The organism is Hyphomonas sp. KY3 (assembly GCF_017309975.1).
Taxonomy (GTDB): domain Bacteria; phylum Pseudomonadota; class Alphaproteobacteria; order Caulobacterales; family Hyphomonadaceae; genus Hyphomonas.
On sequence record NZ_CP022271.1, the window covers coordinates 1606757 to 1633749 of the forward strand.

The following is a 26993-nucleotide window of genomic DNA, read 5'->3' on the forward strand; positions in this document are numbered from 1 at the left end:
TGCATTGACTTTATAGGCCTCGGCCCATGACGACATTTCCATTCGAGATCAAGGCGACCGAGGGCAAGGCCCGTACTGGCACGCTCAAGACACCGCGCGGCGAAATCCGCACGCCCGCCTTCATGCCTGTGGGCACGGCCGGCACGGTCAAGGCGCTCTATATGGACCAGGTAAAGGAGGCCGGGGCGGATATCATCCTCGGCAACACCTATCATCTGATGCTGCGACCCGGCGCAGAGCGCGTGAAGCGTCTCGGCGGCCTGCATAGCTTTGCGCATTGGGATGGCCCGATGCTGACTGATAGCGGAGGTTTCCAGGTCTGGTCGCTGGCACAGCTCCGCAAGATGGATGCCGACGGCGTCACCTTCCAGAGCCATATTGACGGCTCCACCCACCGGCTGACGCCGGCGCGCAGCATCGAGATCCAGGCTGACCTGCTCGGCGCCGACATCTCCATGCAGCTGGACGAATGCACCGATTATCCCTGTTCGCACGCAGAGGCCGAGCGCAGCCTCGACCTGTCGCTTGATTGGGGTCAGCGGAGCCTGGACGCCTTTGGCGACCGCGAGGGCCAGACCCTGTTCGGCATCGTGCAGGGATCAAACTTCGCAGACCTTCGCGAGAAGTCCGCCAAAGGCGTCGTCTCGCAATGCTTTGGCGGCATCGCATTGGGCGGGCTCGCTGTGGGTGAGGGGCATGACCAGATGTGCGCCACCATCGACATGACGGTGCCGCACCTGCCGGGCCATTTGCCACGCTATGTGATGGGCGTCGGCAAGCCGATCGATCTGGTGGAAAGCGTCGCGCGTGGCGTCGATATGTTCGACTGCGTCCTTCCCACGCGGTCCGGTCGCCACGGTCAGGCCTGGACCTGGGACGGGCCGGTGAATGTCAAGAATGCGCGGTTCGCAGAAGACACTTCACCGCTCGACGAGGCAGTAAACTGCAAGGCCAGTCAGGACTATTCACGCGCCTATTATCACCACCTTTTCAAGGCGGGTGAGTATCTCGGGCCCATGCTGCTCAGCTGGCACAATACGGCTTTCTTCCAGGCGCTCATGGCCGAGATACGACTCAGTATTGCGGAGGGACGGTTTGAAGCCCTGCGTCATCGACTTCAGACGGCGTGGGCGTCGACGAGGTCGGCTCCGAAGGACCAACAGGGGTAAGATTGTCGAGTTGCTTTTGTTGATAGGCGTCATACGCGCCTGAATTCGGCACAGTCGGCGCATCGCCCTTGAAAGTGACCGCCGTTGGGTCGCGCTCTGCGGCGAAATCCGGACGAGCGGGCAGGGGGCAATCCATGGCGAGGCCCATACCTTTCAGATATGCCCGTCGTTGCGCACCGATCTTGTAGGCGAGATTATACTTCTTCTCGTGGCTTTCCGCGCCTGTAGCTTTGCGAACGATACCCCGGAACGGAATCAGGCCGCGGGCTTCGGAGGCGATTGCGCCAAGCGTCGCATCGGCGGCTGAATCCGCCAGTTTCTCGGTGCGAAGGCGTTCATCCGGAACCGGCGTATCCCAGTCAGGGCCAAGCACGGCATCAAGGTCAGCCAATCGCTGTTCGATTTCCTCGCAACTCATTTTCTCTGGAAGCTCGTAGGGGCTCTGTACCCCTTTGAGAATGGGAGGGATTTCTTCTCGGCGCAGGTTGAAGTCTTCCAATGGCGACAGAGCTGCATCCGACAGGCCGTTCCGTGTCTGGGTATAGGCGCTGCCGGCCGCGTCGCTGACATTTTCGGTCAGGTTGCCGTTCGATGCGGTTTTTTGTGTTGTCGGGGCAGGTTGGCTGGCGCATGCGCCAACTGCTGCAAGTGTAAGGAAAAGGGGGAATATACGTCTCATGCGGCGAGGGTGATGCGAAAATTGTGGCGACTTCAAGCCATACAATGCAAGAGGCGGTTGACCGCTCGGTTCTGGTCGCCTAAATCGCGCGTTCCGGCGTGCCCTTAGCTCAGCTGGTAGAGCAACTGACTTTTAATCAGTAGGTCACAGGTTCGAACCCTGTAGGGCACACCATTCTTTTCCTTTTTTGACGAAGTCAAAAATTTTCGATCCTGTGAAGCGAAAATCGGAATAGAATGATTGAGGTGTAGCTGAGATATCTGCGCCTTTCCAGTTACCCCGATTTAACCCCGCCGGCCACTTCTCCTCGGAACATCTCGCGCTTGTCGCCCGTTGGTTTTTCGAAAGGAGACTCATCATGAACAAGCAAGAAACAGATATCGATACCCAGCGCCAGAACGACCTCAGCCAGCAGCGAGGTGATGGCGAGACCCCCGGCCGCGAGGATACGAATCAGGCTGGCTACCGCAGCACGGACGACCAGCCGCAGGACGGCGAGCACGGATTCTTGCGGGATGACGGTCAGAAGGACCGCCCAGACGCACCCGGTACCGCCGCAGAACGTGCCCAACGCCTAGATGAGGGCAAGAACCCGGTTCTGATGCCGCGTGATGGGCGTCATCCAAGTGCACCCGAGACGTTTAATGCTGATACAGGGGCCGAAGACACAAAGGCGGGCGCGTTGAAACAGTCCCCGGACACGCACGAACTCGAAGACGCCTATTCCCAGAACGATCCGGGGGTGGAGACCAAACAGTAAAACAGCAAAAAGAGCCGGACTGGGGTAAAACCCGTCCGGTTTTTCTATCGGGTCCTGGCGGATGGAGCAAAGCTCCGGACGCTGGGGCCTTTTTAGTGAGTTGGATGGAATGAAATGACCCCGAGTGCACGCGAGGCTCCGTCCATCCGCCGGGAGTGCCAAGAAGAGACGACAATCCTCTTCGCGCTCCGGACCTTCGTCGGCACTTTCATCGCAGGATGCCGACAGGTGGAGTGTATACATCTGGCGACCCGGTCGGATTCAGGACTTTGGGGCCTTTGAAAAGCCTCAGTAAAATCTGGAAGCCGTGGGGGATAGTGGCAGCGAAACCGTTGTTCCTGCCCTGCTGAGGCGTTAACGCTGCCAAGCGGAAAGGATGCGTTTATGGACAGGCTCGCGCGGATAGCGGTTCGAGACCGGCTGCTGGAGCGGCTCGCGGCCCCGACGCCGTTGATCATGGGCATCTTGAATGTGACCCCTGACTCTTTTTCCGATGGGGGCGCGCATGACACCCTGTTCGCTGCGCAAGCGCATGCCCGGCAAATGGCCGAGGACGGCGCAGACATTCTCGACATTGGCGGTGAGTCGACACGGCCCGGAGGTGATCCGGTGAGCTTCGAAGACGAATGGGCCCGCGTGCGTGAGCCCATTACACGCCTTGCCGGGCCGGACGCCTTGCCGCTCTCCATCGACACCTACAAGGCCGAGATCGCTCGGCGCGCTGCCGAAGCGGGCGCGGTGCTTGTGAATGATGTCTGGGGCATGACCAAGGATGAGGGCATGGCCGACGCCGTGGCCCAGACTGAAAGCCTTGTCTGCATCACGTACAATCGCGGTAAAACGGATGGCGACATAGACCTCCGCGAGGACATGGCAGCGTTCTTCGGGCGCGCCTTCGACATGGCCGACCGCGCCGGCATTCCCCGCGCACACATCCTGCTCGATCCGGGCGTCGGCTTTTCCAAGACGTATGATCAGAATTTCGGCGTGATCGCGCACCTGGATGTGCTCGTCGATACCCAATGTCCGGTCCTGGTCGGAGTCTCCCGGAAGTCCTTTATCGGACGCATGACGGGCAAGCCCGTGGAGGATCGTCTTGTCGGGACGCTTGCCGCCGGGCTCGACAGCGTCTACCGGGGCGCAACGATTCTTCGTGTCCATGATGTCGCCGCGCACCGCGAGGCGCTCGACATGTTTCAAGCCATTGGGAGCGCCAATTGACCGACCGCATCTTTGTTTCAAATCTTTGCCTTCATGGCTTCCATGGGGTCCACAAGGCGGAGAAATCCCTCGGACAGAAATTCTTCATCGACATCGACTGCCGCCTCGGCCAGCCGGCGACATCGACCGACCAGATGGAAGAGACAGTCCATTATGGGGAGGTCTGTGACCTTGCCGAAGACCTGTCCGGGAAGACTGTGTTCAATCTGATCGAAACCTTCGCCGAACGTATCGCCGATGCGATCCTGGCCAAGTGGGTCATTGTCGAGGAAGTGACCGTTACTGTGCGCAAGCCGTCGGCGCCAATTCGACATCTGGTGGACCATGTCGGCGTGTCGATCACACGCAGCCGCAATGGCTGAGGCTGCGCTCGGCCTCGGCACCAATCTGGGCGACCGCGAGGCGGCGCTGGCGCAGGCGGTGGACTTGCTGGCCGCAATGCCGGGCATTGAGCTTGCTTCCGTCTCCAATCTTTACAGCAGCGCGCCTTGGGGTGTTACGGACCAGCCGGATTTCCTGAATCTTTGCGTGCTGATCGAGACAGGTCTTGGACCGCTGCAATTGCTGCATGCCTGCAAGGCCATGGAAGCCGAATTGGGGCGACAGGAACGTTTGCGCTGGGGTCCGCGTGAGATGGATGTGGACGTGTTGCTGATGCAGGGCGTGACGCTCGACACCGAGACGCTGGCCATCCCGCATCCACGCATGGCGGAGCGCCGGTTCGTGCTGGAGCCGCTGGCGGAGATTGCGCCGGACTGGGCTCTGGAAGATGGCACTGTGACAAGCAAATCGGCCGCCCTCAAGAAGAAGGCGGCCGATCAGATGTGTGTATTGGATGAGGCGGCAACGCGTCGGTTTGCGTCGCTGCGAAGCGCCTAGAGGTTCTTCACAATGTCCTCGACCATCTTCTTCGCGTCGGCGAGCAGCATCATCGTGTTGTCGCGGAAGAAGAGTTCGTTCTGAATGCCGGCATAGCCGGAGCCCATCGAGCGTTTGATGAACAGGACGGTCCCGGCATTCTCGACGTCGAGGACCGGCATACCATAGATCGGGCTGGTCTTGTCGGTCTTCGCGGCCGGGTTGGTGACGTCGTTGGCACCGATCACGAAGGCAACTTCGGAATTGCGAAAATCCGAGTTGATATCTTCCAGTTCGAAGACTTCATCATACGGCACCTGCGCTTCGGCGAGCAGGACGTTCATGTGCCCCGGCATCCGGCCCGCGACGGGGTGGATGGCGTATTTCACTTCAACGCCTTCTTCCTTCAGCTTGTCGCACATCTCTTTGAGAGCGTGCTGGGCCTGGGCGACGGCCATGCCGTAACCGGGCACGATGATGACCTTGGAGGCGTTCTTCATGATGAACGCCGCGTCTTCGGCCGAGCCGCGCTTGAACGGACGGTCTGCATCCGCGCCTGCGCCACCGGCGGCCGCATCGTCGCCGCCAAAGCCGCCGAGGATGACCGAGATAAAGCTCCGGTTCATGCCCTTACACATGATGTAGGACAGGATCGCGCCCGACGAACCGACGAGCGCGCCGGTGATGATCAGCGCGAAATTGCCCAGCGTGAAGCCGAGCGCCGCTGCAGCCCAGCCAGAATAGGAGTTCAGCATCGAGACGACGACCGGCATGTCCGCGCCGCCAATCGGGATGATCAGAGTAATGCCGAGGATCAGGGCAAGCACCGTGACGCCCCAGAAAGCCCATTGTGCCGAACCGTTTGACTGGATCAGGATGACCATCAGGACCACGATGCCGACAGCTAGGGCGATGTTCAGCAGGTGACGGGCGGGCAGCATGATCGGCGAGCCGGACATGTTGCCATTGAGCTTGGCGAACGCAATCAGCGAGCCGGTAAAGGTCAGCGCACCGATGGCGGAGCCGAGGCCGAGTTCGATCAGGGACGCTGCCTTGATGCCAGCGATGCCGGAAATGCCGAAACTGACCGGAGAGTAGAGCGCGGCAGCCGCCACGAGCACGGCGGCGAGGCCGACGAGGCTGTGGAAGGCGGCGACGAGCTGCGGCATGTCTGTCATCGGGATCTTGCGGGCGATGATCGCGCCAATCGTGCCGCCGATGGCGACGCCGCCGAGGATCAGGCCCCAGGTCTGCAGGTCAAGCTGTGACCAGACCAGCGCCAGCGTGGTGCCGACGGCGATGGCCATGCCGATCATGCCATTGCGGTTGCCAGCGCGGCTGGTCGCCGGGCTGGAGAGACCGCGCAGGGCCAGAATGAAGAGAATGCCAGCGACGAGATACAGCAGCGGCGCCCAAGTGGTTTGGAAGGAGTCCATGTCTTAGTCTCCCTTCTTCTTGTACATGGCGAGCATACGCTGGGTGACGAGGAAGCCGCCGAAGATGTTTACGCTGGCAAGGATCACGGCGACCGTGCCGAGAATCTTGGAGACCCAATTGTCGGAGGTGAGCCCCATCGTGGCGGCTGCGACGAGCGCACCAACGATGATCACGGACGAAATGGCATTCGTCACAGCCATCAATGGCGTGTGCAGGGCCGGGGTGACCGACCAGACGACATAGTAGCCAACGAAGCAGGCCAGTGCGAAGATGGCAGCCAGGAAGACGGTTGAGTCGATGCCACCGGCATCTGCGAAGGCGGGCAGCGCAAAGCTGGCCGCAGAAAGCGTCAGGAGTGCGCGCTTCATGATTGGATCCTTTCGTTCACCGTCTCGCCATTGCGCGTGAGCAGCATGGCGGTGACGATTTCGTCATCGGTGTCGAGATTGAGGCTGCCATCCTCGGCTGTGACCAGCGGCAGGAAGGCGAGGAGGTTCTTGGCAAACAGGGACGAGGCGTCTGCGGGCAGGCGCGCGGGCAGGTTCGAAAACCCGGCCACTTTCACGCCGTTCACGTCCACGATCTCATCAGGTTTGGAGAGCGGGCAGTTGCCGCCCTGGCTAACCGCCATGTCGACAATGACCGAGCCCGGCTTCATCGTTTTCACCATCTCCTCGGTGACGAGGACCGGCGCGGCGCGGCCGGGAATCAGGGCGGTCGTGATCACAATGTCCTGCTTGGTGATGTGGCTGGCCGTCAGTTCGGCCTGCTTGGCCTGGTATTCCGGAGACATCTGCTTGGCATAACCGCCAGCGGTCTCAGCCGCCTTGAACTCTTCATCCTCGACCGCGATGAATTTCGCGCCGAGCGAGGCGACCTGTTCCTTGGCAGCGGGACGCACATCGGTTGCGGTGACGACCGCGCCGAGGCGGCGCGCCGTGGCAATGGCCTGAAGGCCAGCGACGCCTACTCCCATGATAAAGACCTTGGCCGGGGCGATCGTGCCGGCAGCGGTCATCATCATCGGCATGGCGCGGCCGTAGATCTGCGCACCTTCAATGACTGAGCGATAGCCGGAAAGGTTTGATTGGGACGACAGGGCGTCCATGCTTTGTGCGCGCGTGATGCGGGGGGTGAATTCCATGGAAAGAGCCGCGATCTTTTTCCCATTGAGCGGCGCCGCATCCAGGTTGCTGGGGTCCATCAAGGCGATCAGCGCGACGCCGTCGGGCAGGGCGCTAAATTCGCCGTCTTCCGGTGCGCGCACCTTGAAGACAATGTCGGCCCCCTTGGTTGCCGCGGCCGCGTCTGGTGCAAGGGTGGCCCCCGCCTCAGAAAAGCTGTCGTCAGGAAAGCCTGCGACAGTGCCCGCTCCGGACTCAATTGTTACCGAGTGGCCGGAGGCCACCAACTTCTTGACGGTTTCTGGTGTAGCCGCCACACGGGTCTCACCAGCTCGTCGCTCCCTCAGAACAGATATTTTCATATCGCTGGGATAGAGGAAAAATATTGCGGCGCGCAACACGAATTTTCTAATTGGAGGGCATGAGATTGTTCAGTTTAACTAATAAGACGGCATTGGTCACGGGAGCATCAAGCGGTTTGGGCCAGCATTTCGCCCATGTTCTGGCCGATGCCGGGGCCTATGTCGTGCTCGCGGCGCGCCGCCTGGACCGATTGGAAGAAGTTGCAGAAAGCATTGAGAAGCGCGGTGGAAAGGCGCTGCCTGTACAGATGGACGTCACTTCCGACGACAGCGTGACGGGAGCGTTTGCAGAGATTCGCGAAGCGCTTGGTCGTCCGTGCGATGTTCTCGTCAACAATTCCGGTATGTCGCGTGAGGGATGGTTCTGGGACATGCCCGAAAAGGATTGGGACACTGTCATCGAGACCAATCTCACCGGTGTCTGGCGAGTTGCCAAATACGCTACCAAGGCCATGATCGATGCGGGCTGTGGCGGCGCGATCATAAATATTGCGTCAATTACGGCGCTCAGGCCGTCAAACATGATCTCTGCCTATTCAGCGTCGAAAGCTGCGGTGGATCATCTGACTCGCACGATGGCACTTGAGGCATCTCGGCATGGGATCCGCGTTAACGCGATTGCGCCTGGATACTTCAAGACAGCAATAAATGATGAGTTCCTCGAATCGGAAGCGGGTCAGAGAATGGCAAAGCGCGTCCCGATGCGTCGGTTCGGAAACTATGACGAATTGTCTGGTCCGCTTCTGCTGTTGGCGTCGGAGCAGGGCGGCTACATGACGGGCGCCACACTGGTTGTGGATGGCGGTCATACGTTGACCCCGCTTTAACTCTTGAAGTTTTCCGGTCAGACGAATATAGGCGGCGCTCCCTCCCTTATCGTTGGTAAATTTCGGGTAACCCCCAAAAGGCCGAAACATGCTCAAAGAAATTTTGTCCACCGGTGTCGCCGTGATGATTTCGGGAAGCCTCGCACCGGCGACGACAGTGCGCAGCGATGGCGGCGAGTCGATATCGCAAGCGCGCGAATTCGGAGAATCCCGTCTAAAGACTTTCGTCGTTCTGGACGACCGCGGTTCTGATGGCACGTTGCGCTGCTCAAATGGCTATGAAGCGCCAGACGGTGGCGTTTTCTTCGGACCGGTTCCGGACTGACTTCAGTACATCCGATTTTGTTAGCTATCGGTTAGCTCTCATCTGGCACACTCTCTGGAAGATACCGGAGAATTCAGATGGCCCTTCCGAAAAGCAAGCCAGCGATTCAAGACGAATCTACCGCCCAGGAAGCCGCGAAATCCACAGACCTGGCGGCAGCGAATATGCAGGACGCCAGCCTATCTGAGCCGCGTTATCCGCCCACGCTATCTCCTGCGCGTCGTTTGCAGAGCCTGCTCGAAGCCGAAATGCGTGGGACACGTGCACCCTCCGTCAAACGGTCCATGGCCACAGTGCTCGTTTTGTCACTCGCGTGCAGCGTTGGTGCGTTAAGCTTGTACAGCCTTGGCTGGATTTAGACTTACGGCCATTTTATTGCTCTGAGTTAACGCGATTTAAGTCCAAGTCTGCTTAGAAACCCGCATAGGTGGCCTTTCGCGGTCCCGATGTTGAATTCCAAGGAGCTTCCTGTTCATGCGCGTTAGAAAAGCTGTTCTTCCTGTGGCCGGATTTGGCACGCGAGTCCTGCCCGCGACGAAGGCTATCCCGAAAGAAATGCTGCCCGTCGTCGACCGGCCGGCCATTCAATATGTCGTTGATGAAGCGCTGGAAGCCGGGATTGAGCACATCGTTTTCGTGACCGGGCGCAACAAGGGTTCGATCGAAGACTATTTTGACATCCCTTACGAGCTTGAAGTCGCGCTCGAAGCCAAGGGCAAGAAGGCCATTCTGGAACAGGTCAAGCAGACCACTTTGCCAGCGGGTTCCGCCAGCTTTGTGCGCCAGCAATCGCCTCTGGGACTTGGCCATGCCGTCTGGTGTGCGCGAGATATCGTCGGCCACGAGCCGTTCGCCGTGTTGCTGCCGGATGTTCTGGTCAAGGGCAGCCCCTCCTGTCTCGCGCAGATGGTGGAAGCCTATGACAAGGTCGGCGGGAATATCGTTGCCGTAGACCAGGTGCCGATGGATCGCGTGTCATCTTATGGCGTCATTGCTCCGAAAGGGAATGATCGCGACGGACGCCTGATCGAGATGACGGGCATGGTGGAGAAACCCCCCGTCGCCGACGCGCCATCGAACCTCAAGATCACGGGTCGTTATATTCTCCAGCCCGAAGTGTTTGGCCTGCTCGAAAGCCAGGGCAAGGGCGCCGGCGGCGAGATCCAGCTGACGGACGCCATGGCGCGCCTGATGGAAGTCCAGTCCTTCTATGCCTACGAGTATGAAGGGCAGGATTATGATTGTGGCTCGAAGCTTGGCTATTTCGAAGCTGTTCTGGGTTATGCGCTTGCCAATGAAGAGATAGGCGAAGACGCCAAGGCACTTGCCAAGGCAATGCTCGACAAACTCTAGTCGATCCTATTGCATTGCAGGGCATGCCGGTTCGGTTTAGGCCACCGGCATGACTGCTGCTGACGCGCTACCGGATTTCGAAGATGTGCTTGCCGCCGCTGAACGTGTGCGGGGTGTTGCGCGTGAGACGCCGATACTGACACATGAGGCGCTGGACGCCCTGGTTGGCGGATCGCTGTTCGTCAAGGCTGAGTGCCTACAGGTGACCGGCAGCTTCAAGATCCGCGGCGCGATGAATCGCCTGTCACAAATCCCGGCGGCGCAACGCGCAGCGGGTGTGGTGGCTTTTTCCTCTGGCAATCATGCGCAGGGCGTTGCGCGGGCCGCGCGTTTGCTGGGTATGCCAGCGATAATTGTCATGCCATCTGATGCGCCTCGGATAAAGGTGGCAGGCGTCGAGGCAGATGGCGGCATGGTTCGCTTTTATGACCGGGAGACTGAAAGCCGCGAGGAGATCGCGACCCGGATCGCCGAAGACCGCGGCGCGGTCGTCGTGCCGAGTTTTGATGACAAAGACATCGTGGCCGGGCAAGGTACCGCGGGGCTCGAATTTGCGCACCAGATGGAAGTATTCGGTGCGCCATTGGATCATCTGATCTGTTGTGCTGGCGGCGGTGGACTCATCACGGGCGTGGCGATCGCGATGGCCGAACTGTCGCCGCAAACAAGTATTTGGACGGCTGAGCCAGAAGGACATGATGATTGGGCGCAGTCGCTAGCAGCGGGCGAACTGCGCAGCAATCTGCCCGGAACGCGGTCGATCTGCGATGCCATTCTGACGCCCATGCCCGGCCAGATCACCTTTGCCCTCGGCAAGCGCTTGTTGAGTGGTGGGCTGGTCGTGTCGGATGACGAGGTGCGTGAGGCGATGCGCTTGGCCTTCCGATACTTGAAGGTCGTTGCCGAACCGGGCGGGGCAGCCGCGCTGGCGGCCGCAGTGCAGGGCTTGCCATCCGAGATGCACGGACAGCGGGTCGGCGTGCTTATCACGGGCGGGAACGTCGACGCAGACATGTTCTCCACTGTCTTGAGAGGCTAAATCGGCCTAGCAGATTAACATGCGTGTGCTGAATTTTAAGAACTGACCGCGAAACAGTTGCGGCATGGTTAATGCGCGGTTCTGTTCGTGATTTAGATTTCCCTACAAGTCTTCAAGAGACCTTATCGCCTGAAGATTAATCATGAATGCTGATGATTGCGTATTTTGCGCGGGAGAGGGCATTCAGAATGAAACTCGCACCCCTGATCAGTCTTGGTCTTTCTGCGGTACTGGGAATCGCAGCTGTGTTTCTTGGCCGCTATTACATGACGTCAAATTCCAATGACGCGACAGCCCAGATTGCCGCACCTGCGGTCCAGATGTCGTCTGTTCTCGTTGCATCTGCGGCGATCGAAGCAGGTGAGGAGGTCTCGGCCAGCAATGTGAAAGCCATCAAATGGCCAAGTGACTCTGTTCCTGAGGGCGTTCTGGCCTCGACGGAGGAACTGTCGGAAATCCTTTATGCACGTGGCCTGATCCTGCCTGGCGAACCAATCATGCTGGAAAAGCTCGACGCGGCCGGAAACCTGCTTACCCTGGCATCTGCTATCGAGCCCGGCATGCGTGCCGTGGCCATCACGGTACGGAGTGATACTGGAGTTGCTGGATTCGTCCTGCCCGGTGACCGGGTCGATGTGAACGAGTTCATCCAGCGCGAACCTGGCCAGTCTGCAAACTCGTTTGGCAGCGATGCCGTACGGGTCACATCAGACCTGATAGCGCGGCCTGTGCTCAAGCGAGTGAAAGTGCTGGCGGTCGATCAGACATTTGAATCGAATCTTGAGGGCGCACGTCCCTCCAGCACGGTAACGCTGGAAGTGACGCCAGAAGGTGCACTCCGCTTGGGTGCGGTCAGCATGCAAGGCGCGCTGGGACTGGCATTGATCGGACGCGAAGAAGACGCTGATGTCATCACGCTGGTAAAGGCGGAGCCTAAAAAGGTCCCTATTGTTCGTCGTGCTGCGCCCAAGCGCGCAACGACTGCGACCGTGCGCATCATAAATGGGGATCGTGAAACAAGTGTGACCGCGCCTGTCGCGCAGCCGAAGCCGCTGACCGAGGAGGCGAACTGATGCCTAAACTGACTTATATCCTGCTTTTCCTGGTTGTTGGCATCGTCGCAATTGCGCCGGCGCATGCCTGGACCGAGCGCACGACCGGCCCTGATGCCAAGGTGCTCGTGCTCGAAAAGGGACGCTCGACCGTCATCGAGTCCGATCAGGGATTTTCGACGCTCGTCGTCGCCGACCCTGATATCGCCGAAGCGATGGCAACCTCCAACCGGTCCTTCTTCCTGCGTGGCAAAGTGCCCGGCTCAACCACCGTGCTCATTTACAATGCAGAGGGCGAGATCTCTGAATTGATTGATGTCGAAGTTGAGCTGAGCCTTGATGAACTTCGCGCCGATTTGGGAAATCTGCTGCCAGGCGAGCGTATTGAAGTATACCCCGTACATGATGGCGTGTTCCTGGATGGCAAGCTGACCACGGCGGCAGCCGCGGAGATGGCGGTGCAAGTGGCCGAGCGCTATGTTCCGGGTGGTGTGGCCAATGGATTGTCTGTTGGCCAGAGTCAGCAAGTCCTGCTGGAGGTGCGTTTTCTCGAAGCCAGCCGTAGTGCGGTGAAGGAAATCGGATTTGGAAACTCCATGGATGGGCGCGACGCGGTTGCGTTCACGGAGCCATCGACCGTGTCCGGACTGGCCGCCAAGACGGTTGCCCTGTTCACCAATGTCGGTGGAGAGAATATTGATGTCGAACTGCGCGCCCTTGAAGAGAAGGGAATCGTGCGTACGCTGGCTGAGCCCAATCTGGTGGCCCTGTCAGGCGACACGGCGAGCTTCCTGGCCGGGGGCGAGTTCCCCATTCCGGTCTCGAGCGAGAATGGCCAAGTATCGGTCGAGTTCAAGAAGTTTGGGGTGAGCCTCGATTTCACTCCGACCGTATTGGGTGGTGGGCTTGTGAACTTGCGGGTGCGTCCGGAAGTGTCCCAGCTTGACCGGAACAATGGTATCCGAGCGCAGGACATCGAGATCCCCGGTATTTCCGTCCGTCGCGCCGATACAACGGTAGAGCTACATGACGGACAGGCCTTTGCCATCGCGGGCCTGTTGCAGAATGATTATTCCAATGATGTTCGGCAGACACCGTGGCTTGGAAATGTGCCAGTATTGGGCGCCTTGTTCTCTTCCAAGCGCTACCAGCGTCAGGAAAGCGAATTGGTGATCATCATCATTCCGCGTCTGGTTCAACCTACTCCACACCCTTCCATGCTTCGGACTCCGCTCGACGCATTTGCTGAACCGACGGAAGAAGAATTCTTCCTCATGAACCAAACCACTCATGCGCCGCTGGTCGGCGAAGGAGACTGAACATGACTTTCAAGCGCCGTATTATGAGTGCCATGATGGTGAGCGTGTTCCTCGTCGGATGTGCAAGCTATGACAATCAGGACAAATTTCTGCTGGGTGAAGCCAATGCCAGCAACATACGTGAGCAATCGGTTCGTGACGTCAATCTGAGCAACTCCAAGGCCGTCGAGTCCACGTCTGGCCTGCGTGCAGCCAATGCCGTGAAGGCCCTCAATGAAGGCAAAACCAAAGACTTGCGGGATTCCTCGGTCAGCGCGTCGGGAGGCAGCTGATGTCAGGCGCAGCGCGAAAACTGTCTGATGGAGCCCATCCGGCATCCGCTCCGGCGATGATCCCTGCGATCGCCGCATTGGCGGGGCCTGAACGGCTGATGCAGCTCAAGTCGATCTGCCGGAATGTTATTGACCTTTCTTCAATGGACCCTGCGAACATTGTCGAAAAGTTCGGTGGTGCACTGATCCTGTTGGAACAAGGACAAACAGGCGCGGAACAGGTTGTGCTGGGGCTGGCGGTGGAAAAACCGGACAGTGCCGTCTTGATGGTGTCAGACAATCTGCCAGTTCACATCGTTAGAGCCTTGATGAAAATTGAGGCGTCGGACATCCTTCCGGTCAGCGCCGGTGCGGACGAAATCCTGGAGTCCGTGGAACGCATCCGCGCCGCTGCAGAAGCCGCAGAGAGTGGCGGTGACGGACCAGCGTCCGCCGTATGCTGGGCGTTTCGGGGCGCTGTCGGTGGTGCGGGTGTCTCAACTCTGGCTATTGAGAGCGCGTTTGCCATCTGTGAGAAAGTCGGACCCGGCAAGGTATGCCTTGTTGATCTGAATGTGTCTGACGGCATGATCAGTTCGTTTCTGGAAGCAGTGCCAAAGCTCGACCTTGCAGCCTTGTCCGCTGCGCCGGAGCGCCTTGATGCGCGCTTGCTGGCCGCATGGTGCTGGCAACACGAGGATGGTGTTTCGACAATTTCGGCGCCGCGCAATCCGGACGCAGATGCATTGGCGACGGAAGCGGCGATCCTCAGATTGCTGGACGTTGCCTGCGCCGAGTTCCCATTTGTTCTGGTGGACATGCCTCGCCACATGATGCCGTGGACCAAGCCCATACTGGGCGCGGTTGATGAGGCGATCATTATCAGTGAGCTGACCGTGCCAAGCCTGCACGCTGCTGCGGATATGGCGCGCGAAGTTGATATGCTGCGCGGGCCCGATCGCAAGGCCAAGCTCGTGCTGAACCGTATGTTCCCGAAAAAGAAGTTCCGAGCCGAGTTTGCCGTCGACAAGGCCGAAAAGGCCATCGACCGTCAGATTGATGCAACGATCACGTCGGACTGGGATGCTGCCCGCACGGCGGTAAATCTCGGAAAGCCGATTGGTGACGTGAAACCGAAAAGCGCGCTCGTCGCAGATGTCTCGACATTGGTCGACAAGATGATGCCCGACGCCGCGAGGCAGCCCGTTCAACAAGTTGCCGGTAAGAGGAAAGCGAAATGAGCCGTTTTGGATTTTCGAACGCCGCCGCCAAGCCTGAACCGGTCAACGCGGCTGAAGTGGCTGAGCCAACTGCGCCGAAGCCCGCGCCGCCCGCTCCTGCCGACACCAAGGCTTTTGACCAGCTCGATGCCAAATTGCGTATCCATGCCAAGCTGATCGACGAACTGGATCTGTCCGTTCTCGACAAGCTGGATGATGAAACCATGCGGCGCCGTGTGCGGGGGATCGTTTCGGAGATCATCAAGAAGGAAGAGATGGCGCTCTCGGCCACAGAAGAGGCAAGCTTTGCCGATGCTGTGATGGACGAGATGACGGGGCTTGGGCCCATCGAGCCGCTACTGAAGGACGACTCGATTGCCGACATCCTGATCAATGGTTTTGACCAGGTCTATGTCGAGCGGCACGGCAAGCTCCAACTGGCACCGGTCCGGTTTGCAGACAATGACCATTTGCTTCGCATTGTGCAGCGGATCGTGGCGGCTGTGGGCCGACGTGTCGATGAGAGCCAGCCCTTGGTTGATGCACGCCTTCTGGATGGCAGCCGTGTCAATGCCGCTGTCTTGCCAATTGCCATTGATGGGCCGCTTGTCTCCATCCGGAAATTCTCCAAATCGCCACTGACAATGGAGAAGTTGGTTGGCTTTGGCGCAATTCCTGAGCCTGTTGCAAAGTTCATCCTCGGGGCGGTGAAATGCCGGGCCTCTACCGTTATCTCCGGGGGCACCGGGTCGGGGAAGACAACCCTGCTCAACGCGCTATCAGCCGCTATCAATGAAGATGAACGCCTCATCACGATTGAGGACGCTGCCGAACTCCAGCTGCAACAGCCTCATGTTGCGCGCATGGAAACCCGCCCGCCCAATATTGAAGGCAAGGGCGAAATCCGTCAGCGCGAACTGGTGAAGAACGCGCTGCGCATGCGGCCTGACCGCGTGATCCTGGGCGAGGTTCGCTCAGAAGAAGCGTTCGACATGCTGCAAGCCATGAATACGGGCCACGAAGGCTCTATGGCGACGATCCACGCTAACAATCCGCGCGATGCACTGACCCGTCTGGAGCAGATGGTGATGATGGGTGGTATGAAAATATCCGAGACGGCGATCCGTGGACAGATTGCTTCGGCCGTCAATTTTATCGTCCAGGCCACGCGCCTGTCAGATGGCTCGCGAAAAGTCGTATCAATCTCCGAAGTGACGGGCATGGAAGGCTCAGTCGTTCAATTGCAGGAAATCTTTCGCTTTGAACGCACTGGCACAACCGATGAGGGCAAGGTCGAGGGGCACTTCGCCGCGACCGGTCTACGTCCGAAATTCCTCGATGAGATGGAACGTCGCGGCGTTCCCATGCCGGAAGGCATGTTTGACCCCTCTACGCGATTCTAGGAGACGAGCTTCTTGTCGTGGATGCCTGACATCACCAATATCAGCCTGACTGTCCTGATCCCTGTGATCATGGCGATCGGCGCGGTATTTCTAGCGATCCAGTCAGTTATGGGGCTGGTGACGGAAGCCCAAACCCGCCGCGTGGTCAACCAGCGTCTTCAGTTCAAGGAACGGTTTGAAACGACGAGTGAAGCCATGGTCGAGCTGCGCAAAAGTCGTGGCCTCGACAAGAATGGCAATCTTGCCATGCCGTTGCGCTGGTTCAATCAGCTGGTGGTCAGGTCTGGCCTGAAGTTTCAGCCATTGCGCTGGTTCGGGATGTCAGCCGGGGCAGGTCTGGTCGCGGGGCTAGCCTATTGGCGTTTTGTTGGCGGGCCCGGACCGGCTGTCGGCATTGCCGCGCTCATTCTTGTGCTCGGACCCATCGTCTGGCTCAAAATGGTTGCTGGGCGGCGCATGAAGAAAATGTCGGAACAATTGCCCGACGCACTCCAGATAGTTTGCCGCAGTCTGGAGGCGGGGCACCCGGTTGCGACAGCCGTGTCGTTGGTGGCCCGCGAGATGCCTGATCCGATTGGAACAGAGTTCGGCATGGCGGCGGATGAAGTGTCATACGGCATGTCGCTGACCAATGCGGTCCAGCGCATGGCCGAGCGGGCGGGCGACCCTGACGTCGAGCTGTTCGTCGCCACGGTACGCCTGCAGGAAAAGACTGGTGGCAACCTTTGTGAGCTCCTGAAAGCGAACACGACAACCATCCGTGAGCGTCAGACCATGCGTCTGAAAGTGAAGGCAGCTTCGTCAGAGGGCCGGGCCTCGGCGATGATCCTTACCTCGGCACCCTTCATCGTGATGTCTGGCATCCACGTGCTGCGCCCGGAATTTTACGGCGAAGTGATCGATGAGCCGCTAGTGCGGGTGGTGTTCCCGATCCTGTTTGTATGGATGGCGATTGGCAATTTTGTCATGCGCAAGATGATTAATTTCAAGATGTAGGCCCCAAGCAAACCCATGCCCTTCTCCGCATCTGCTCTTCTGCCCATCATTATGCTGGCCATTGCCGGCTTCCTCGCCGTGCCTGCGATTATGGCCTTCGTGAGAAGCTGGAAGGCCAAGGAAGATCTTGAGCGTCGGTTGGAGCGACGCGAGTCACGTCCTGCGGTGCAGGAAGAGAGCCGGAACGATACACGGATAGGTCGGGCGGTCATCGGGCTTGCCAATCGCGCGACCCCTTCGAACGAGGACGCGGTCAGCGAGGTGCGCGCCAAATTGCTGCTCGCGGGGTTCACTAACCCGTCGGCGGTGGGGCGGTATTACATAGCCAGAATTGCTTGCGTCGTGTTGCCTCAGCTCGCTCTGCTGGTGGCTTTGCCTCATCTCGGTGGCTTTTCGAAGCAACACCTGATCATGCTCAGCATTGGCCTGATCATTGCGGGCTTGCTCGCGCCTGACATGCTCGTTTCGCGCCGTACCAAAGCGCGCCAGCAGCAATGCTCGGCTGGCTTTCCCGACATGATGGACCTGATGGTTGCCTGTGTAGAAGCCGGTCTAAGTCTTGATGCCTCGGTTCAGAGGGTCGGCGAAGAGTTGGAATTGCGGCATCCGATCATTGCCGGGCACATGAAAAAGCTGTCGCTGGAGCTGCGCGCGGGCAAGGCGCGCAAGAATGCCTGGCGCGCTTTTGCTGATAGGATGAGCATTGAAGAGGCGAGTTCTCTGGCCACGATGCTCCGTCAGGCAGAGGAAATGGGCACCAGCCTTGGCCAGACTTTGCGAGTTTTCTCGGCAGATATGCGCAAGCGTCGCATCCTGATGGCGGAGGAAAAGGCCATGGCGCTGCCAGCAAAGCTGACTTTGCCATTGATTATATTCGTTTTTCCCGTCCTGCTCGGCGTTTTGATCCTGCCGGCCGTGGTAAAGGTGCAAGGCGCACTTTAGTGAATTCCCGGCTAGGCGAGTCAGCCCGTCATTGCTAACTTGCGCCTTATGACAACGACCTATCTTGAATTCGAAAAGCCCATTGCGGAGCTGGACGCGAAGATCTCCGAACTGGAAGCGCTTGCTTCCAGCAAGGAAGGTCCATCGATCACCGACGAGCTGAAAAAGCTGAAGGCCAAATCGAGCAAGCAGCTGAAGGACATGTATTCCGATCTCAGCGCATGGCGGAAGACTCTTGTGGCCCGCCATCCAGACCGGCCGCATTTGTCTGACTTCATCGAGAACATCTTCGACGATTTCGAGGAACTCGCGGGCGACCGTGTGTTTGGGAATGATGAAGCCATTATGGGCGGACTGGCACGCTTCAAGGGGCGTCCCGTGGTCATTATCGGCCATGAGAAGGGCCGCACGATCGAGAAGCGCCTGAAGCACAATTTCGGCATGGCCCACCCTGAAGGCTATCGCAAGGCGGTGCGCTTGATGGACATGGCCGAGAAGTTCAATTTGCCTGTCCTGAGCTTTCCGGACACGTCGGGGGCATATCCCGGCAAGGGCGGCGAAGAGCGTGGGCAGGCTGAAGCCATTGCGCGCGGCACACAGCGCGGCCTGTCACTGGGCGTGCCGTTCGTCACGCTGATCATCGGCGAGGGCATGTCGGGCGGCGCGATCGGTATCGCGGCGGCGAACAAGGTCCTGATGATGGAGCACGCCATCTATTCGGTGATCTCTCCGGAAGGCTGCGCTTCGATCCTTTATCGCGACGCTGCCAAGGCGAAGGATGCGGCTGACGCCATGAAAATCACAGCGCCGGACCTGTTGAAAACCAAAGTCATCGACGGTGTCGTCAAGGAGCCAGTCGGCGGCGCACATCGTGACCCGAAACGGGCGATGGCTGCTGCCGCAAAAGCGCTTGATGAGGCCTTGCAGGAACTGGAAGGCCTGAGCCCGTCCGAACTGCGCACCCAGCGCAAGGAGCGTTTCTACGCCATCGGCCGCGAAGGGTTGTAGCGCCATGAGGCGCATGGGGCGCTGACCCAATGGCTGAGAAAGACTGGATCGCCAAATATTTTGCGCCGCTCGCCAGAGCGGGCGGGGCAGCTGGCTTGCGGGACGATCTTGCGCAGTTGGCCGACAGCAAGTCTCCGACGGTCATCACGGTTGATGCGTTGGTCGAGGGCGTGCATTTTCTCGCGTCTGACCCGGTGGCGTCCGTTGCCCAAAAGCTTGTGCGCGTGAACGTGTCCGATGTCTACGCCGCCGGAGCCTTGCCCTCTGAAGCTTTGCTCACGCTCGGATGGCCCAAGGAACGACCGGAATCCGACCTTGCTGAATTCGCATCTGCTCTTGGGGCAGAACTGGATGCATTCGATATCCACCTGATCGGCGGAGATACCGTGCGCAGCCCGGGTGGTCTTTTCCTGTCACTCACCATGACCGGGACTTGTCTTGGTGAAACACCTGTTCGGCGGATGGGCGCTGGGCCCGGCGAAGATGTCTGGGTCACAGGTCGTGTCGGTGCGGCGTATCTGGGCTTTGACGCGATCCAGAAAGGGGCGGATGAAAGCGCCGAGGTTGAGGCGTATCGGGTGCCGCAGGTCCAACCGCTTGCCGCCGCGCATCTTGTTGCGCAGTTCGCGACGGCGGCGATGGATGTTTCCGACGGACTGTTGGGGGATGCCACGAGTCTCGCCGGCGCGTCCGACATTGGCATTCTGATAGCACTTGAGACCGTGCCTTTTGCGGGGAATGCAACCGAATTGGACGAAATGATCCGCCTGTCGACATGGGGAGACGACTATCAACTGCTCTTCACCTCAGAAAAAACGCGGCGCGATGAAATCCTGGCGGATGCGGGCAGATCTGGCGTAGTTATTACGCTTATCGGCGAAACCCGACCCGAAGGAGGACTTTCCGTCACCCTGCGAAATTCGCCCATTAACCTCCCGGAAACTCTCGGCTTTGAGCATGGCTGAAGTGGGACTGGGCTGACTCGCCCCTGACGGGAGGCATATTGCCTATTTCCCGAGGGCCGGGCAGGCTGGTCACCTATAATAAACAGTGCATGATCAGGAATAACCTGGCGTCGAAGTTCTGTTTTAAGGGAAGGAAACGTAATCCATGTGGTATTATCTCGCTCTCGCGGCGGGTGTCTTGTCAGTCCTTTATGGCTGGCTCCAGATCAATTCGATCATGAAGGCCCCGGCTGGTGATGCGCGTATGCGCGAAATTGCTCAAGCGATCCAGGAAGGTGCAAATGCCTATCTTGGGCGCCAGTATCGTACAATTGCGATCGTCGGCGTCGTTGTCGTCGTTCTGTTACTTATTCTGTTCCGAAACTGGCAGGTGCCGCTCGGCTTCATCGTCGGCGCAGCGCTTTCCGGCGCGGCCGGGTTCATCGGCATGAAAGTGTCGGTGCAGGCAAACGTGCGCACAACTGAAGCGGCCAAGTCTGGCCTCAACGCAGGTCTGAAGTTGGCTTTCAAGTCAGGTGCCATCACGGGCATGCTGGTGGTTGGCCTCGCTCTTCTGGGCATCGTTGTCTATTACGGCTTGCTCACCATGGTCGTTGGACTGAATCTGGGCGTTGAAAGCGAGAAACGTCTCGTCATCGACTCGCTCGTGGCCCTCGGCTTTGGCGCGTCGCTGATCTCAATCTTTGCGCGTCTTGGTGGTGGTATCTTCACCAAGGGCGCGGACGTCGGCGGTGATATGGTCGGCAAGGTCGAAGCCGGCATTCCGGAAGATGATCCACGCAACGCTGCGACGATTGCAGACAATGTGGGAGACAATGTCGGCGACTGTGCCGGCATGGCGGCCGACCTGTTCGAGACCTATGCGGTCACGCTGGTGGCGACGATGGTGCTCGGTGCAATCTATTTCTCTGGCGCAACATATATCGTCGAAATCATGATGCTGCCGTTGGCGATTGCCGCCGTCTGTATCGTCACGTCGATTGTCGGCACCTATTTCGTGAACCTCGCACCCGGCAAGACGGATGTCATGTGGGCGCTCTACAAAGGCCTGATCGTGACGGGCGTGCTGTCCATTGGCGGCCTCGCAATCGCAATCGCAACGGTCTTGCCGAATGGTTTCGGCGTGCTCGACGATGCCGGCGAACGGCTTGGCCTCGCCAATGACGTGTCCGGTTGGATGCTGTTTGGTTGCGGCGTGGTCGGCCTCGTGGTGACGGGACTGATCGTCGTGATCACGGCTTACTATACCGAAACCAAATATCGTCCGGTACGCTCCATCGCGCGGGCATCAGAGTCTGGTCATGGGACGAACGTGATCCAGGGCCTCGCTGTGTCGCTGGAATCGACTGCCCTTCCGGCCATCGTGATCATTGCGGGCATCATCCTGACGTTCAACCTCGCAGGCCTCTACGGCATTGCGATTGCCACCACGACCATGCTGGCGCTTGCCGGGATTATCGTGGCGCTCGACGCTTTTGGACCCGTTACGGACAATGCGGGCGGCATCGCCGAGATGGCGGAGCTTCCGTCGGAAGTTCGCGAGACAACGGACGCACTCGATGCGGTTGGTAACACCACGAAGGCTGTGACCAAGGGCTATGCCATTGGTTCGGCCGGGCTCGGCGCACTCGTTCTGTTCGCGGCCTATGCGGAAGATCTCAAATACTTCTCGGCACGCGCCGTGGAAGGGGACTTCTTCTACAATGCAACGGCTGATTTCTCGATTGCGAACCCATATGTGGTGGTCGGCCTCCTGTTCGGTGGCCTGTTGCCATTCCTGTTCGGAGGCCTGTCCATGATGGCCGTCGGACGCGCTGCGCAAGCGGTGGTTGAGGAAGTTCGTCGACAGTTCCGCGAAATGCCGGGCATCATGAAAGGCGAAGTGAAGCCTGATTATGGCCGGGCGGTCGATCTTCTGACGAAGGCCGCTATCCGGGAAATGATCGTCCCGTCACTCCTGCCAGTGTTGTCACCGATTGTCCTGTTCGGCGTGATCTTTGCGATTGCCGGCAAAGGCGCGGCCCTCGCGGCGGTTGGGGCGATGCTCCTTGGTGTGATTGTGACAGGCCTGTTCGTGGCCATCTCGATGACGTCCGGAGGCGGTGCCTGGGACAATGCGAAGAAGTATATCGAGGATGGTCATCACGGCGGAAAGGGCTCAGAAGCTCACAAGGCCGCTGTAACCGGAGACACGGTTGGCGATCCCTACAAGGATACTGCCGGTCCGGCCGTGAATCCGATGATTAAGATCACAAATATCGTGGCCTTGCTCATGCTCGCGGTCCTCGCAGGCCACTAGTTGAATGAATTTTTTATGGAAGGCCCCGGTGCGAGAGTGCCGGGGCCTTTGTTTTTGTACCACTAATTCAATGCATAGAAAATATCGATACCGGAGTAGGCTTCTATTGATTGGTTCTATTCAAAATCATTGCGTAGCCTCAAGACTGTCGTCAAAGGACTGCGCCTACTCCGCGCTGATGTTCTCTCGGCGACCGTGAAATCAGGAGGGTTGTTCCGGGAGGGACTGCTCTCAGGCCAGACCAATCCAGGGAGATGAATATGGACGGAAATGACGCAGCTCCAGAGGGCAAGTGCCCCGTAATGCATTCGCTGCGAGGGCGCGTAAACCGCGACTGGTGGCCCAACCAGCTAGACCTCAGCATCCTTCACCAGAACCCGCCGGTCGGTAATCCACTTGGCGAGACGTTCAAGTATTCCAAGGAATTCAAGAAACTCGACCTGAAGGCGATCAAACAGGACATTTTCGCGCTGATGACGGATTCCCAGGATTGGTGGCCTGCGGACTACGGCCATTATGGTCCGTTCTTCATCCGTATGGCCTGGCACAGCGCCGGTACATATCGCACAGGTGACGGCCGGGGTGGATCGACTTCCGGGTCGCAGCGCTTTGCGCCGCTGAACAGCTGGCCGGACAATGCCAATCTCGACAAGGCCCGCCGTTTGCTGTGGCCGATCAAGAAGAAGTACGGCAACAAGATTTCCTGGGCCGATCTCATGATCCTTGCGGGCAATTGCGCCATTGAATCCATGGGCGGTAAAACGTTTGGGTTTGGCGGCGGCCGCGAAGACATTTTCGAGCCGGAGAAAGATATCTATTGGGGCACGGAAGAAGAGTGGTTGGCCACCAGCGATAAGCCCGGCAGCCGCTATAGCGGCGAGCGTGTGCTCGAGAACCCGCTCGCAGCCGTTCAAATGGGCCTCATCTACGTGAACCCCGAAGGCCCGGACGGCAATCCTGATCCGTTGGCTTCGGCAAAGGACATCCGTGAAACGTTTGCCCGGATGGCCATGAACGACGAAGAAACTGTTGCGCTGACTGCTGGCGGTCACACATTTGGCAAGTGCCACGGTGCGGGTGACGCGGCGATGGTCGGTGCAGAGCCTGAAGGCGGCGACATCGCCGAACAAGGGCTTGGTTGGCAGAGCAAGTTCGGTATTGGCCATGGCGATGACACGATCACCAGCGGCATCGAAGGCGCATGGACGCCAAACCCGATCAAATGGGACAATGGCTATTTTGATATGCTGTTCGGCTATGAGTGGGAACTTGTGAAGAGCCCCGCTGGCGCGTTCCAATGGCAGCCAAAGGATGTAGACGAGGCGCACATGGCGCCAAAGGCTCACAATCCGTCCGAGAAGCAGATCACCATCATGACCACGGCCGACATGGCCATGCGGATGGATCCGGAATACGAGAAGATCTCTCGCAGGTTCCACGAAAATCCGGATCAGTTTGCAGACGCGTTCGCCCGCGCCTGGTACAAGCTGACCCATCGCGATATGGGGCCAGCCGTTCGGTACCTTGGTGAGGAAGTTCCAAGCGAAGAATTGCTCTGGCAGGACCCAATTCCGGCAGTTGACCATGAACTGGTGAACGCCAGTGACATTGCTGATCTCAAAGAGAAGATCTTGTCTTCGGGCTTGTCTGTGTCCGAACTGGTCTCGACGGCATGGGGCGCAGCTTCCACGTTCCGCGGCTCCGACAAGCGGGGCGGTGCGAATGGCGCCCGTATCCGCCTGGACCCGGCAAAGAACTGGGAAGTCAACGAACCTGAAAAGCTTGCCAAAGTTCTCGGTCTGCTCGAAAGTGTTCAGCGCGCTTTCAATTACGCCCAGACAGGCAAAAAGAAGGTGTCGATGGCCGACCTGATCGTGCTCGGTGGTTCTGCTGCCGTGGAGAAGGCCGCCAAGGATGCGGGCATCAATGTTTCGGTACCGTTCACGCCGGGCCGTATGGATGCTTCGCAGGAGCAAACGGATGTTGAATCCTATGCCTTCCTCGAGCCGAAAGCCGATGGCTTCCGCAACTATCTTCAGGTCGAATTCTCGGTTCCGACTGAAGAATTGCTACTGGATCGGGCGCAGTTGCTGACTCTGACTGCACCAGAAATGACGGTTCTCGTCGGCGGCCTGCGTGTACTCGGCGCCAATCATGCTAATTCCAAGCATGGCGTCTTCACGGATCGCCCCGGCACGCTGTCGAACGACTTCTTTGTGAACCTGATGGACATGGGCGTCGCTTGGAAAGCAGCCACTGAGAAGCAGGATGTCTTCGAAGGACGTGATCGCAATACCGGAGAAGTGAAATGGACCGGCACGCGAGTTGATCTCGTCTTCGGTTCGAACTCACAACTGCGGGCCCTGTCGGAGACTTACGCCCAGGATGATGCGAAAGAGAAGTTCGTGCACGATTTCGTCGCGGCCTGGACGAAAATCATGGAAGCCGATCGGTTCGATCTTGAACGCGACTAGTTGGTTACAGATTGTCTAAAGCGCGGCGCTCCGGGAAACCGGGGCGCCGTTTTCTATTTGACGAGGGAGGCGGCCATCCGTCTGAATTCGTCCTGGCTGAGCGTCTCGGCACGGGCCGTCGGGTCAATGTCGAGGCTTTGGAGCCATTCCACCGCTTTGAGCCCATGACGCTTGGCAAGCGGTTTCAGGCCCGCACGCAGCATCTTCCGCCTCTGTCCGAACGCCGCACCGGCCACTTCTTCCAGCTTGTCGAGATGGGGAAAGACTTTTTCCGGTGGCAACGGGTGCAGAACGGCTACGGCGCTGTCCACTTTCGGCGGGGGTCGGAACGCACCCGGCGGCAGCGTGAAGGCAATATGGGGATCGGTAACCGCATGGGTCAGGACGGCGAGGCGACCATATTGATCCGTATTCGGTTTGGCGCACACGCGCTCAGCCACTTCCTTTTGGAACATCAGGGCCATCTCGCCACGCCAGGGGCCTGACTTCAGCCAGGCTACGAGCAATGGCGTGCCAACATTGTAAGGAAGATTGGAGATCATCATGGCTGGTGTGGTGCCGCCAAGTTCTGCCAGCATTTCTTCCCAGCGAACTTTGCGTGCGTCTTTCAGGATTACGTGGAGACGACCGCTTTTGGCTTCTGGCCATGATTGTAGTGCCTGGGCAAATCGCTCATCAGCCTCCACGGCGATGACCTTGGCGGCGCCATTGTCCAGCAAGGCGCGCGTGAGCCCGCCCGGACCTGGGCCAACCTCGATGACTGTCCGGCCTTCTATCGGTCCTGCGGCCAGTGCCGTTCGCTTCAAAATGTCCGGATCGAAAAGGAAATGCTGACCTAGCGCCTTGCGCGCAGTTGCCTGTGTCAGGCCTGGAGGCGTCTCGTCACGGCTCATCAAATTTTCTTTCGGTTATCAGCGATCATTCGGGCCTGGCGGATTGCGGCGATCAGGCTGTCAGGCCGAGCTGTGTCATTCGCGGCGGCATCATAGCCGGTGCCGTGATCGGGGCTGGTGCGTACAATGGGCAGGCCAATCGTCGTGTTGACGCCGCCCCACATGTCCAGCGTCTTGACCGGAATGAGCCCTTGATCGTGGGTCATGGCGATGATGGCATCGAACCGTCCGTCCAGAGATTCGGCGAACACTGTGTCAGCTGACCGCGCGTCTGACATGTCGATGCCGGCGGCGCGCAGGGCGCTGGCTGCAGGATTGATGATATCGACTTCCTCGCGCCCTATCGTGCCGTTCTCGCCAGCGTGTGGGTTCAATCCGGTGAAGGCGAGGCGGGGCGAGGCAATGCCGAAGTCCGCACGCATTGACTCCGCCACAATTTCTCCAAGTGTGGCGAGGTCTTTGGTGTTCAGATGACTGAACACATCTTTCAGAGCGACATGAATGGTTGCGAGTGCGACGCGCAGACCACCTCCGGTCAACAGCATGACCGGTAGGTACGAAGTCTGAGAGCCTTCCGCGCACAGCGCGGCCACGAATTCTGTATGGCCCGGATGACGAAAGCCCGTCCCATAGAGCAGCGCCTTGTTGATTGGATTGGTGACCATGCCGTCTGCAGAGCGATCAAGGCACAAGGTGGTGGCCAGTTCGATGGATTTGATGATGGATGCGGCGGCGCGGTCGTCTGCCTGTCCAGGCTGGATGTCCGGTACCCCTTCCAACGGAATGACGGGTAGCGCATGAGCGAATATCTCTTGTGCGTCTGCCGGGCTGGAAATTTCCTGCACCGGAATGTCCCGAGCATACAAACGTGGCGCGCCAATCACGAAGAAACAGCAAGACGGATCATGCTTTAGTGCGTTCCACGCCGACACTGTGATCGGCGGGCCTACACCCGCAGGGTCGCCCATTGTCAATGCGAGTGGAGTTCGGCTTTTATCGGTCACTCAGGGGGTCTTC

27 protein-coding genes and 1 tRNA gene are annotated in these 26993 nt (G+C 58.9%); 22 read left to right on the plus strand and 6 right to left on the minus strand.

The genetic code is table 11. From position 1 onward, the window contains the following. The first annotated feature begins 26 nt into the window (after window positions 1-26). Window positions 27-1169, plus strand: coding sequence for a tRNA guanosine(34) transglycosylase Tgt (gene tgt / locus CFA77_RS08005; RefSeq protein WP_206993001.1), 1143 nt, complete (start codon window positions 27-29; stop codon window positions 1167-1169). Here tgt and CFA77_RS08010 read toward each other — a convergent pair. Continuing rightward, window positions 1075-1848: a hypothetical protein gene (locus CFA77_RS08010; RefSeq protein ID WP_206993002.1), complete on the minus strand. Its 774-nt coding sequence runs from the start codon at window positions 1846-1848 to the stop codon at window positions 1075-1077. The two genes, tgt and CFA77_RS08010, sit on opposite strands and share 95 nt — an antisense overlap. Window positions 1849-1946: 98 nt before the next feature. Here CFA77_RS08010 and CFA77_RS08015 point away from each other — a divergent pair. The 5 genes from CFA77_RS08015 (at window position 1947) to folK (ending at window position 4708) form a co-directional block, all read left to right on the plus strand. Further along, window positions 1947-2022 (plus strand) — tRNA-Lys (locus CFA77_RS08015). Window positions 2023-2206: 184 nt separating this feature from the next. After that, window positions 2207-2608 (plus strand): hypothetical protein, encoded by a 402-nt coding sequence (locus tag CFA77_RS08020; RefSeq protein WP_206993003.1) that lies wholly within the window; start codon window positions 2207-2209, stop codon window positions 2606-2608. 384 nt (window positions 2609-2992) lie between these two features. After that, window positions 2993-3829 (plus strand): dihydropteroate synthase, encoded by an 837-nt coding sequence (gene folP, locus CFA77_RS08025; RefSeq protein WP_206993004.1) that lies wholly within the window; start codon window positions 2993-2995, stop codon window positions 3827-3829. Next, the gene (gene folB, locus CFA77_RS08030; protein WP_206993005.1) at window positions 3826-4191 is read left to right on the plus strand and encodes a dihydroneopterin aldolase; all 366 of its coding nucleotides are present in this window, start codon (window positions 3826-3828) and stop codon (window positions 4189-4191) included. The genes folP and folB overlap by 4 nt, the downstream gene beginning before the upstream one ends. Beyond that, complete coding sequence (gene folK / locus CFA77_RS08035; RefSeq protein WP_206993006.1) at window positions 4184-4708, plus strand: 2-amino-4-hydroxy-6-hydroxymethyldihydropteridine diphosphokinase; 525 nt, start codon at window positions 4184-4186, stop codon at window positions 4706-4708. The genes folB and folK overlap by 8 nt, the downstream gene beginning before the upstream one ends. Here folK and CFA77_RS08040 read toward each other — a convergent pair. From CFA77_RS08040 to CFA77_RS08050, 3 genes are read right to left on the minus strand one after another with little or no spacing between them, the layout of a single operon-like run. After that, the gene (locus tag CFA77_RS08040; protein ID WP_206993007.1) at window positions 4705-6123 is read right to left on the minus strand and encodes an NAD(P)(+) transhydrogenase (Re/Si-specific) subunit beta; all 1419 of its coding nucleotides are present in this window, start codon (window positions 6121-6123) and stop codon (window positions 4705-4707) included. The two genes, folK and CFA77_RS08040, sit on opposite strands and share 4 nt — an antisense overlap. 3 nt (window positions 6124-6126) lie before the next feature. Next, a complete protein-coding gene (locus tag CFA77_RS08045) occupies window positions 6127-6492 on the minus strand; it encodes a proton-translocating transhydrogenase family protein (protein WP_206993008.1) in 366 nt (121 codons plus the stop codon). Continuing rightward, window positions 6489-7610 (minus strand): Re/Si-specific NAD(P)(+) transhydrogenase subunit alpha, encoded by a 1122-nt coding sequence (locus tag CFA77_RS08050; protein ID WP_206993009.1) that lies wholly within the window; start codon window positions 7608-7610, stop codon window positions 6489-6491. The genes CFA77_RS08045 and CFA77_RS08050 overlap by 4 nt, the downstream gene beginning before the upstream one ends. A gap of 59 nt (window positions 7611-7669) precedes the next feature. Between CFA77_RS08050 and CFA77_RS08055 the strand changes: the two genes are divergently transcribed. From CFA77_RS08055 to katG, 16 genes are all read left to right on the plus strand, one after another. Next, on the plus strand, window positions 7670-8437 hold the full coding sequence (locus CFA77_RS08055; RefSeq protein ID WP_206993010.1) for an SDR family NAD(P)-dependent oxidoreductase: 768 nt from the start codon (window positions 7670-7672) through the stop codon (window positions 8435-8437). 88 nt (window positions 8438-8525) lie between these two features. Beyond that, complete coding sequence (locus CFA77_RS08060) at window positions 8526-8762, plus strand: hypothetical protein (RefSeq protein WP_206993011.1); 237 nt, start codon at window positions 8526-8528, stop codon at window positions 8760-8762. Window positions 8763-8839: 77 nt separating this feature from the next. Continuing rightward, window positions 8840-9121, plus strand: a complete 282-nt coding sequence (locus CFA77_RS08065) for a hypothetical protein (protein ID WP_206993012.1) — start codon at window positions 8840-8842, stop codon at window positions 9119-9121. 115 nt (window positions 9122-9236) lie between these two features. Beyond that, window positions 9237-10115, plus strand: a complete 879-nt coding sequence (galU, locus tag CFA77_RS08070; protein ID WP_206993013.1) for a UTP--glucose-1-phosphate uridylyltransferase GalU — start codon at window positions 9237-9239, stop codon at window positions 10113-10115. 49 nt (window positions 10116-10164) lie between these two features. Continuing rightward, complete coding sequence (locus tag CFA77_RS08075; protein ID WP_206993014.1) at window positions 10165-11154, plus strand: threonine/serine dehydratase; 990 nt, start codon at window positions 10165-10167, stop codon at window positions 11152-11154. A gap of 188 nt (window positions 11155-11342) precedes the next feature. Then, window positions 11343-12227: a Flp pilus assembly protein CpaB gene (gene cpaB / locus CFA77_RS08080; protein ID WP_206993015.1), complete on the plus strand. Its 885-nt coding sequence runs from the start codon at window positions 11343-11345 to the stop codon at window positions 12225-12227. After that, complete coding sequence (locus CFA77_RS08085) at window positions 12227-13525, plus strand: type II and III secretion system protein family protein (protein ID WP_206993016.1); 1299 nt, start codon at window positions 12227-12229, stop codon at window positions 13523-13525. Before cpaB ends, CFA77_RS08085 begins: the two co-directional genes overlap by 1 nt. A gap of 2 nt (window positions 13526-13527) precedes the next feature. Next, on the plus strand, window positions 13528-13797 hold the full coding sequence (locus tag CFA77_RS08090) for a hypothetical protein (protein ID WP_206993017.1): 270 nt from the start codon (window positions 13528-13530) through the stop codon (window positions 13795-13797). Then, window positions 13797-15017, plus strand: coding sequence for a hypothetical protein (locus CFA77_RS08095; RefSeq protein ID WP_206993018.1), 1221 nt, complete (start codon window positions 13797-13799; stop codon window positions 15015-15017). Before CFA77_RS08090 ends, CFA77_RS08095 begins: the two co-directional genes overlap by 1 nt. Beyond that, window positions 15014-16399: a CpaF family protein gene (locus tag CFA77_RS08100; protein WP_206993019.1), complete on the plus strand. Its 1386-nt coding sequence runs from the start codon at window positions 15014-15016 to the stop codon at window positions 16397-16399. The genes CFA77_RS08095 and CFA77_RS08100 overlap by 4 nt, the downstream gene beginning before the upstream one ends. 21 nt (window positions 16400-16420) lie before the next feature. Further along, complete coding sequence (locus CFA77_RS08105) at window positions 16421-17395, plus strand: type II secretion system F family protein (protein WP_242517539.1); 975 nt, start codon at window positions 16421-16423, stop codon at window positions 17393-17395. A gap of 15 nt (window positions 17396-17410) precedes the next feature. Next, entirely contained in the window at window positions 17411-18337 is a 927-nt protein-coding gene (locus CFA77_RS08110) for a type II secretion system F family protein (RefSeq protein WP_206993020.1), read from the plus strand. Window positions 18338-18385: 48 nt separating this feature from the next. Continuing rightward, a complete protein-coding gene (locus CFA77_RS08115; protein WP_206993021.1) occupies window positions 18386-19345 on the plus strand; it encodes an acetyl-CoA carboxylase carboxyltransferase subunit alpha in 960 nt (319 codons plus the stop codon). A 29-nt stretch (window positions 19346-19374) separates the two neighbouring features. Beyond that, window positions 19375-20310 (plus strand): thiamine-phosphate kinase, encoded by a 936-nt coding sequence (gene thiL, locus CFA77_RS08120; RefSeq protein ID WP_206993022.1) that lies wholly within the window; start codon window positions 19375-19377, stop codon window positions 20308-20310. A 145-nt stretch (window positions 20311-20455) separates the two neighbouring features. Next, window positions 20456-22609, plus strand: a complete 2154-nt coding sequence (locus CFA77_RS08125; RefSeq protein WP_206993023.1) for a sodium-translocating pyrophosphatase — start codon at window positions 20456-20458, stop codon at window positions 22607-22609. Between the two features lie 260 nt (window positions 22610-22869). Beyond that, window positions 22870-25083, plus strand: coding sequence for a catalase/peroxidase HPI (gene katG, locus CFA77_RS08130; RefSeq protein ID WP_206993024.1), 2214 nt, complete (start codon window positions 22870-22872; stop codon window positions 25081-25083). Between the two features lie 53 nt (window positions 25084-25136). Here katG and rsmA read toward each other — a convergent pair whose 3' ends face one another. Together rsmA and pdxA are read right to left on the minus strand one after the other, a co-directional pair. Beyond that, window positions 25137-25976 carry a 16S rRNA (adenine(1518)-N(6)/adenine(1519)-N(6))-dimethyltransferase RsmA gene (rsmA, locus tag CFA77_RS08135; protein ID WP_206993025.1) on the minus strand — a complete coding sequence of 280 codons (840 nt, stop codon included), beginning with the start codon at window positions 25974-25976 and terminating at the stop codon, window positions 25137-25139. Then, the gene (gene pdxA / locus CFA77_RS08140; RefSeq protein WP_242517522.1) at window positions 25976-26980 is read right to left on the minus strand and encodes a 4-hydroxythreonine-4-phosphate dehydrogenase PdxA; all 1005 of its coding nucleotides are present in this window, start codon (window positions 26978-26980) and stop codon (window positions 25976-25978) included. The genes rsmA and pdxA overlap by 1 nt, the downstream gene beginning before the upstream one ends. Between the last annotated feature and the right edge of the window lie 13 nt (window positions 26981-26993).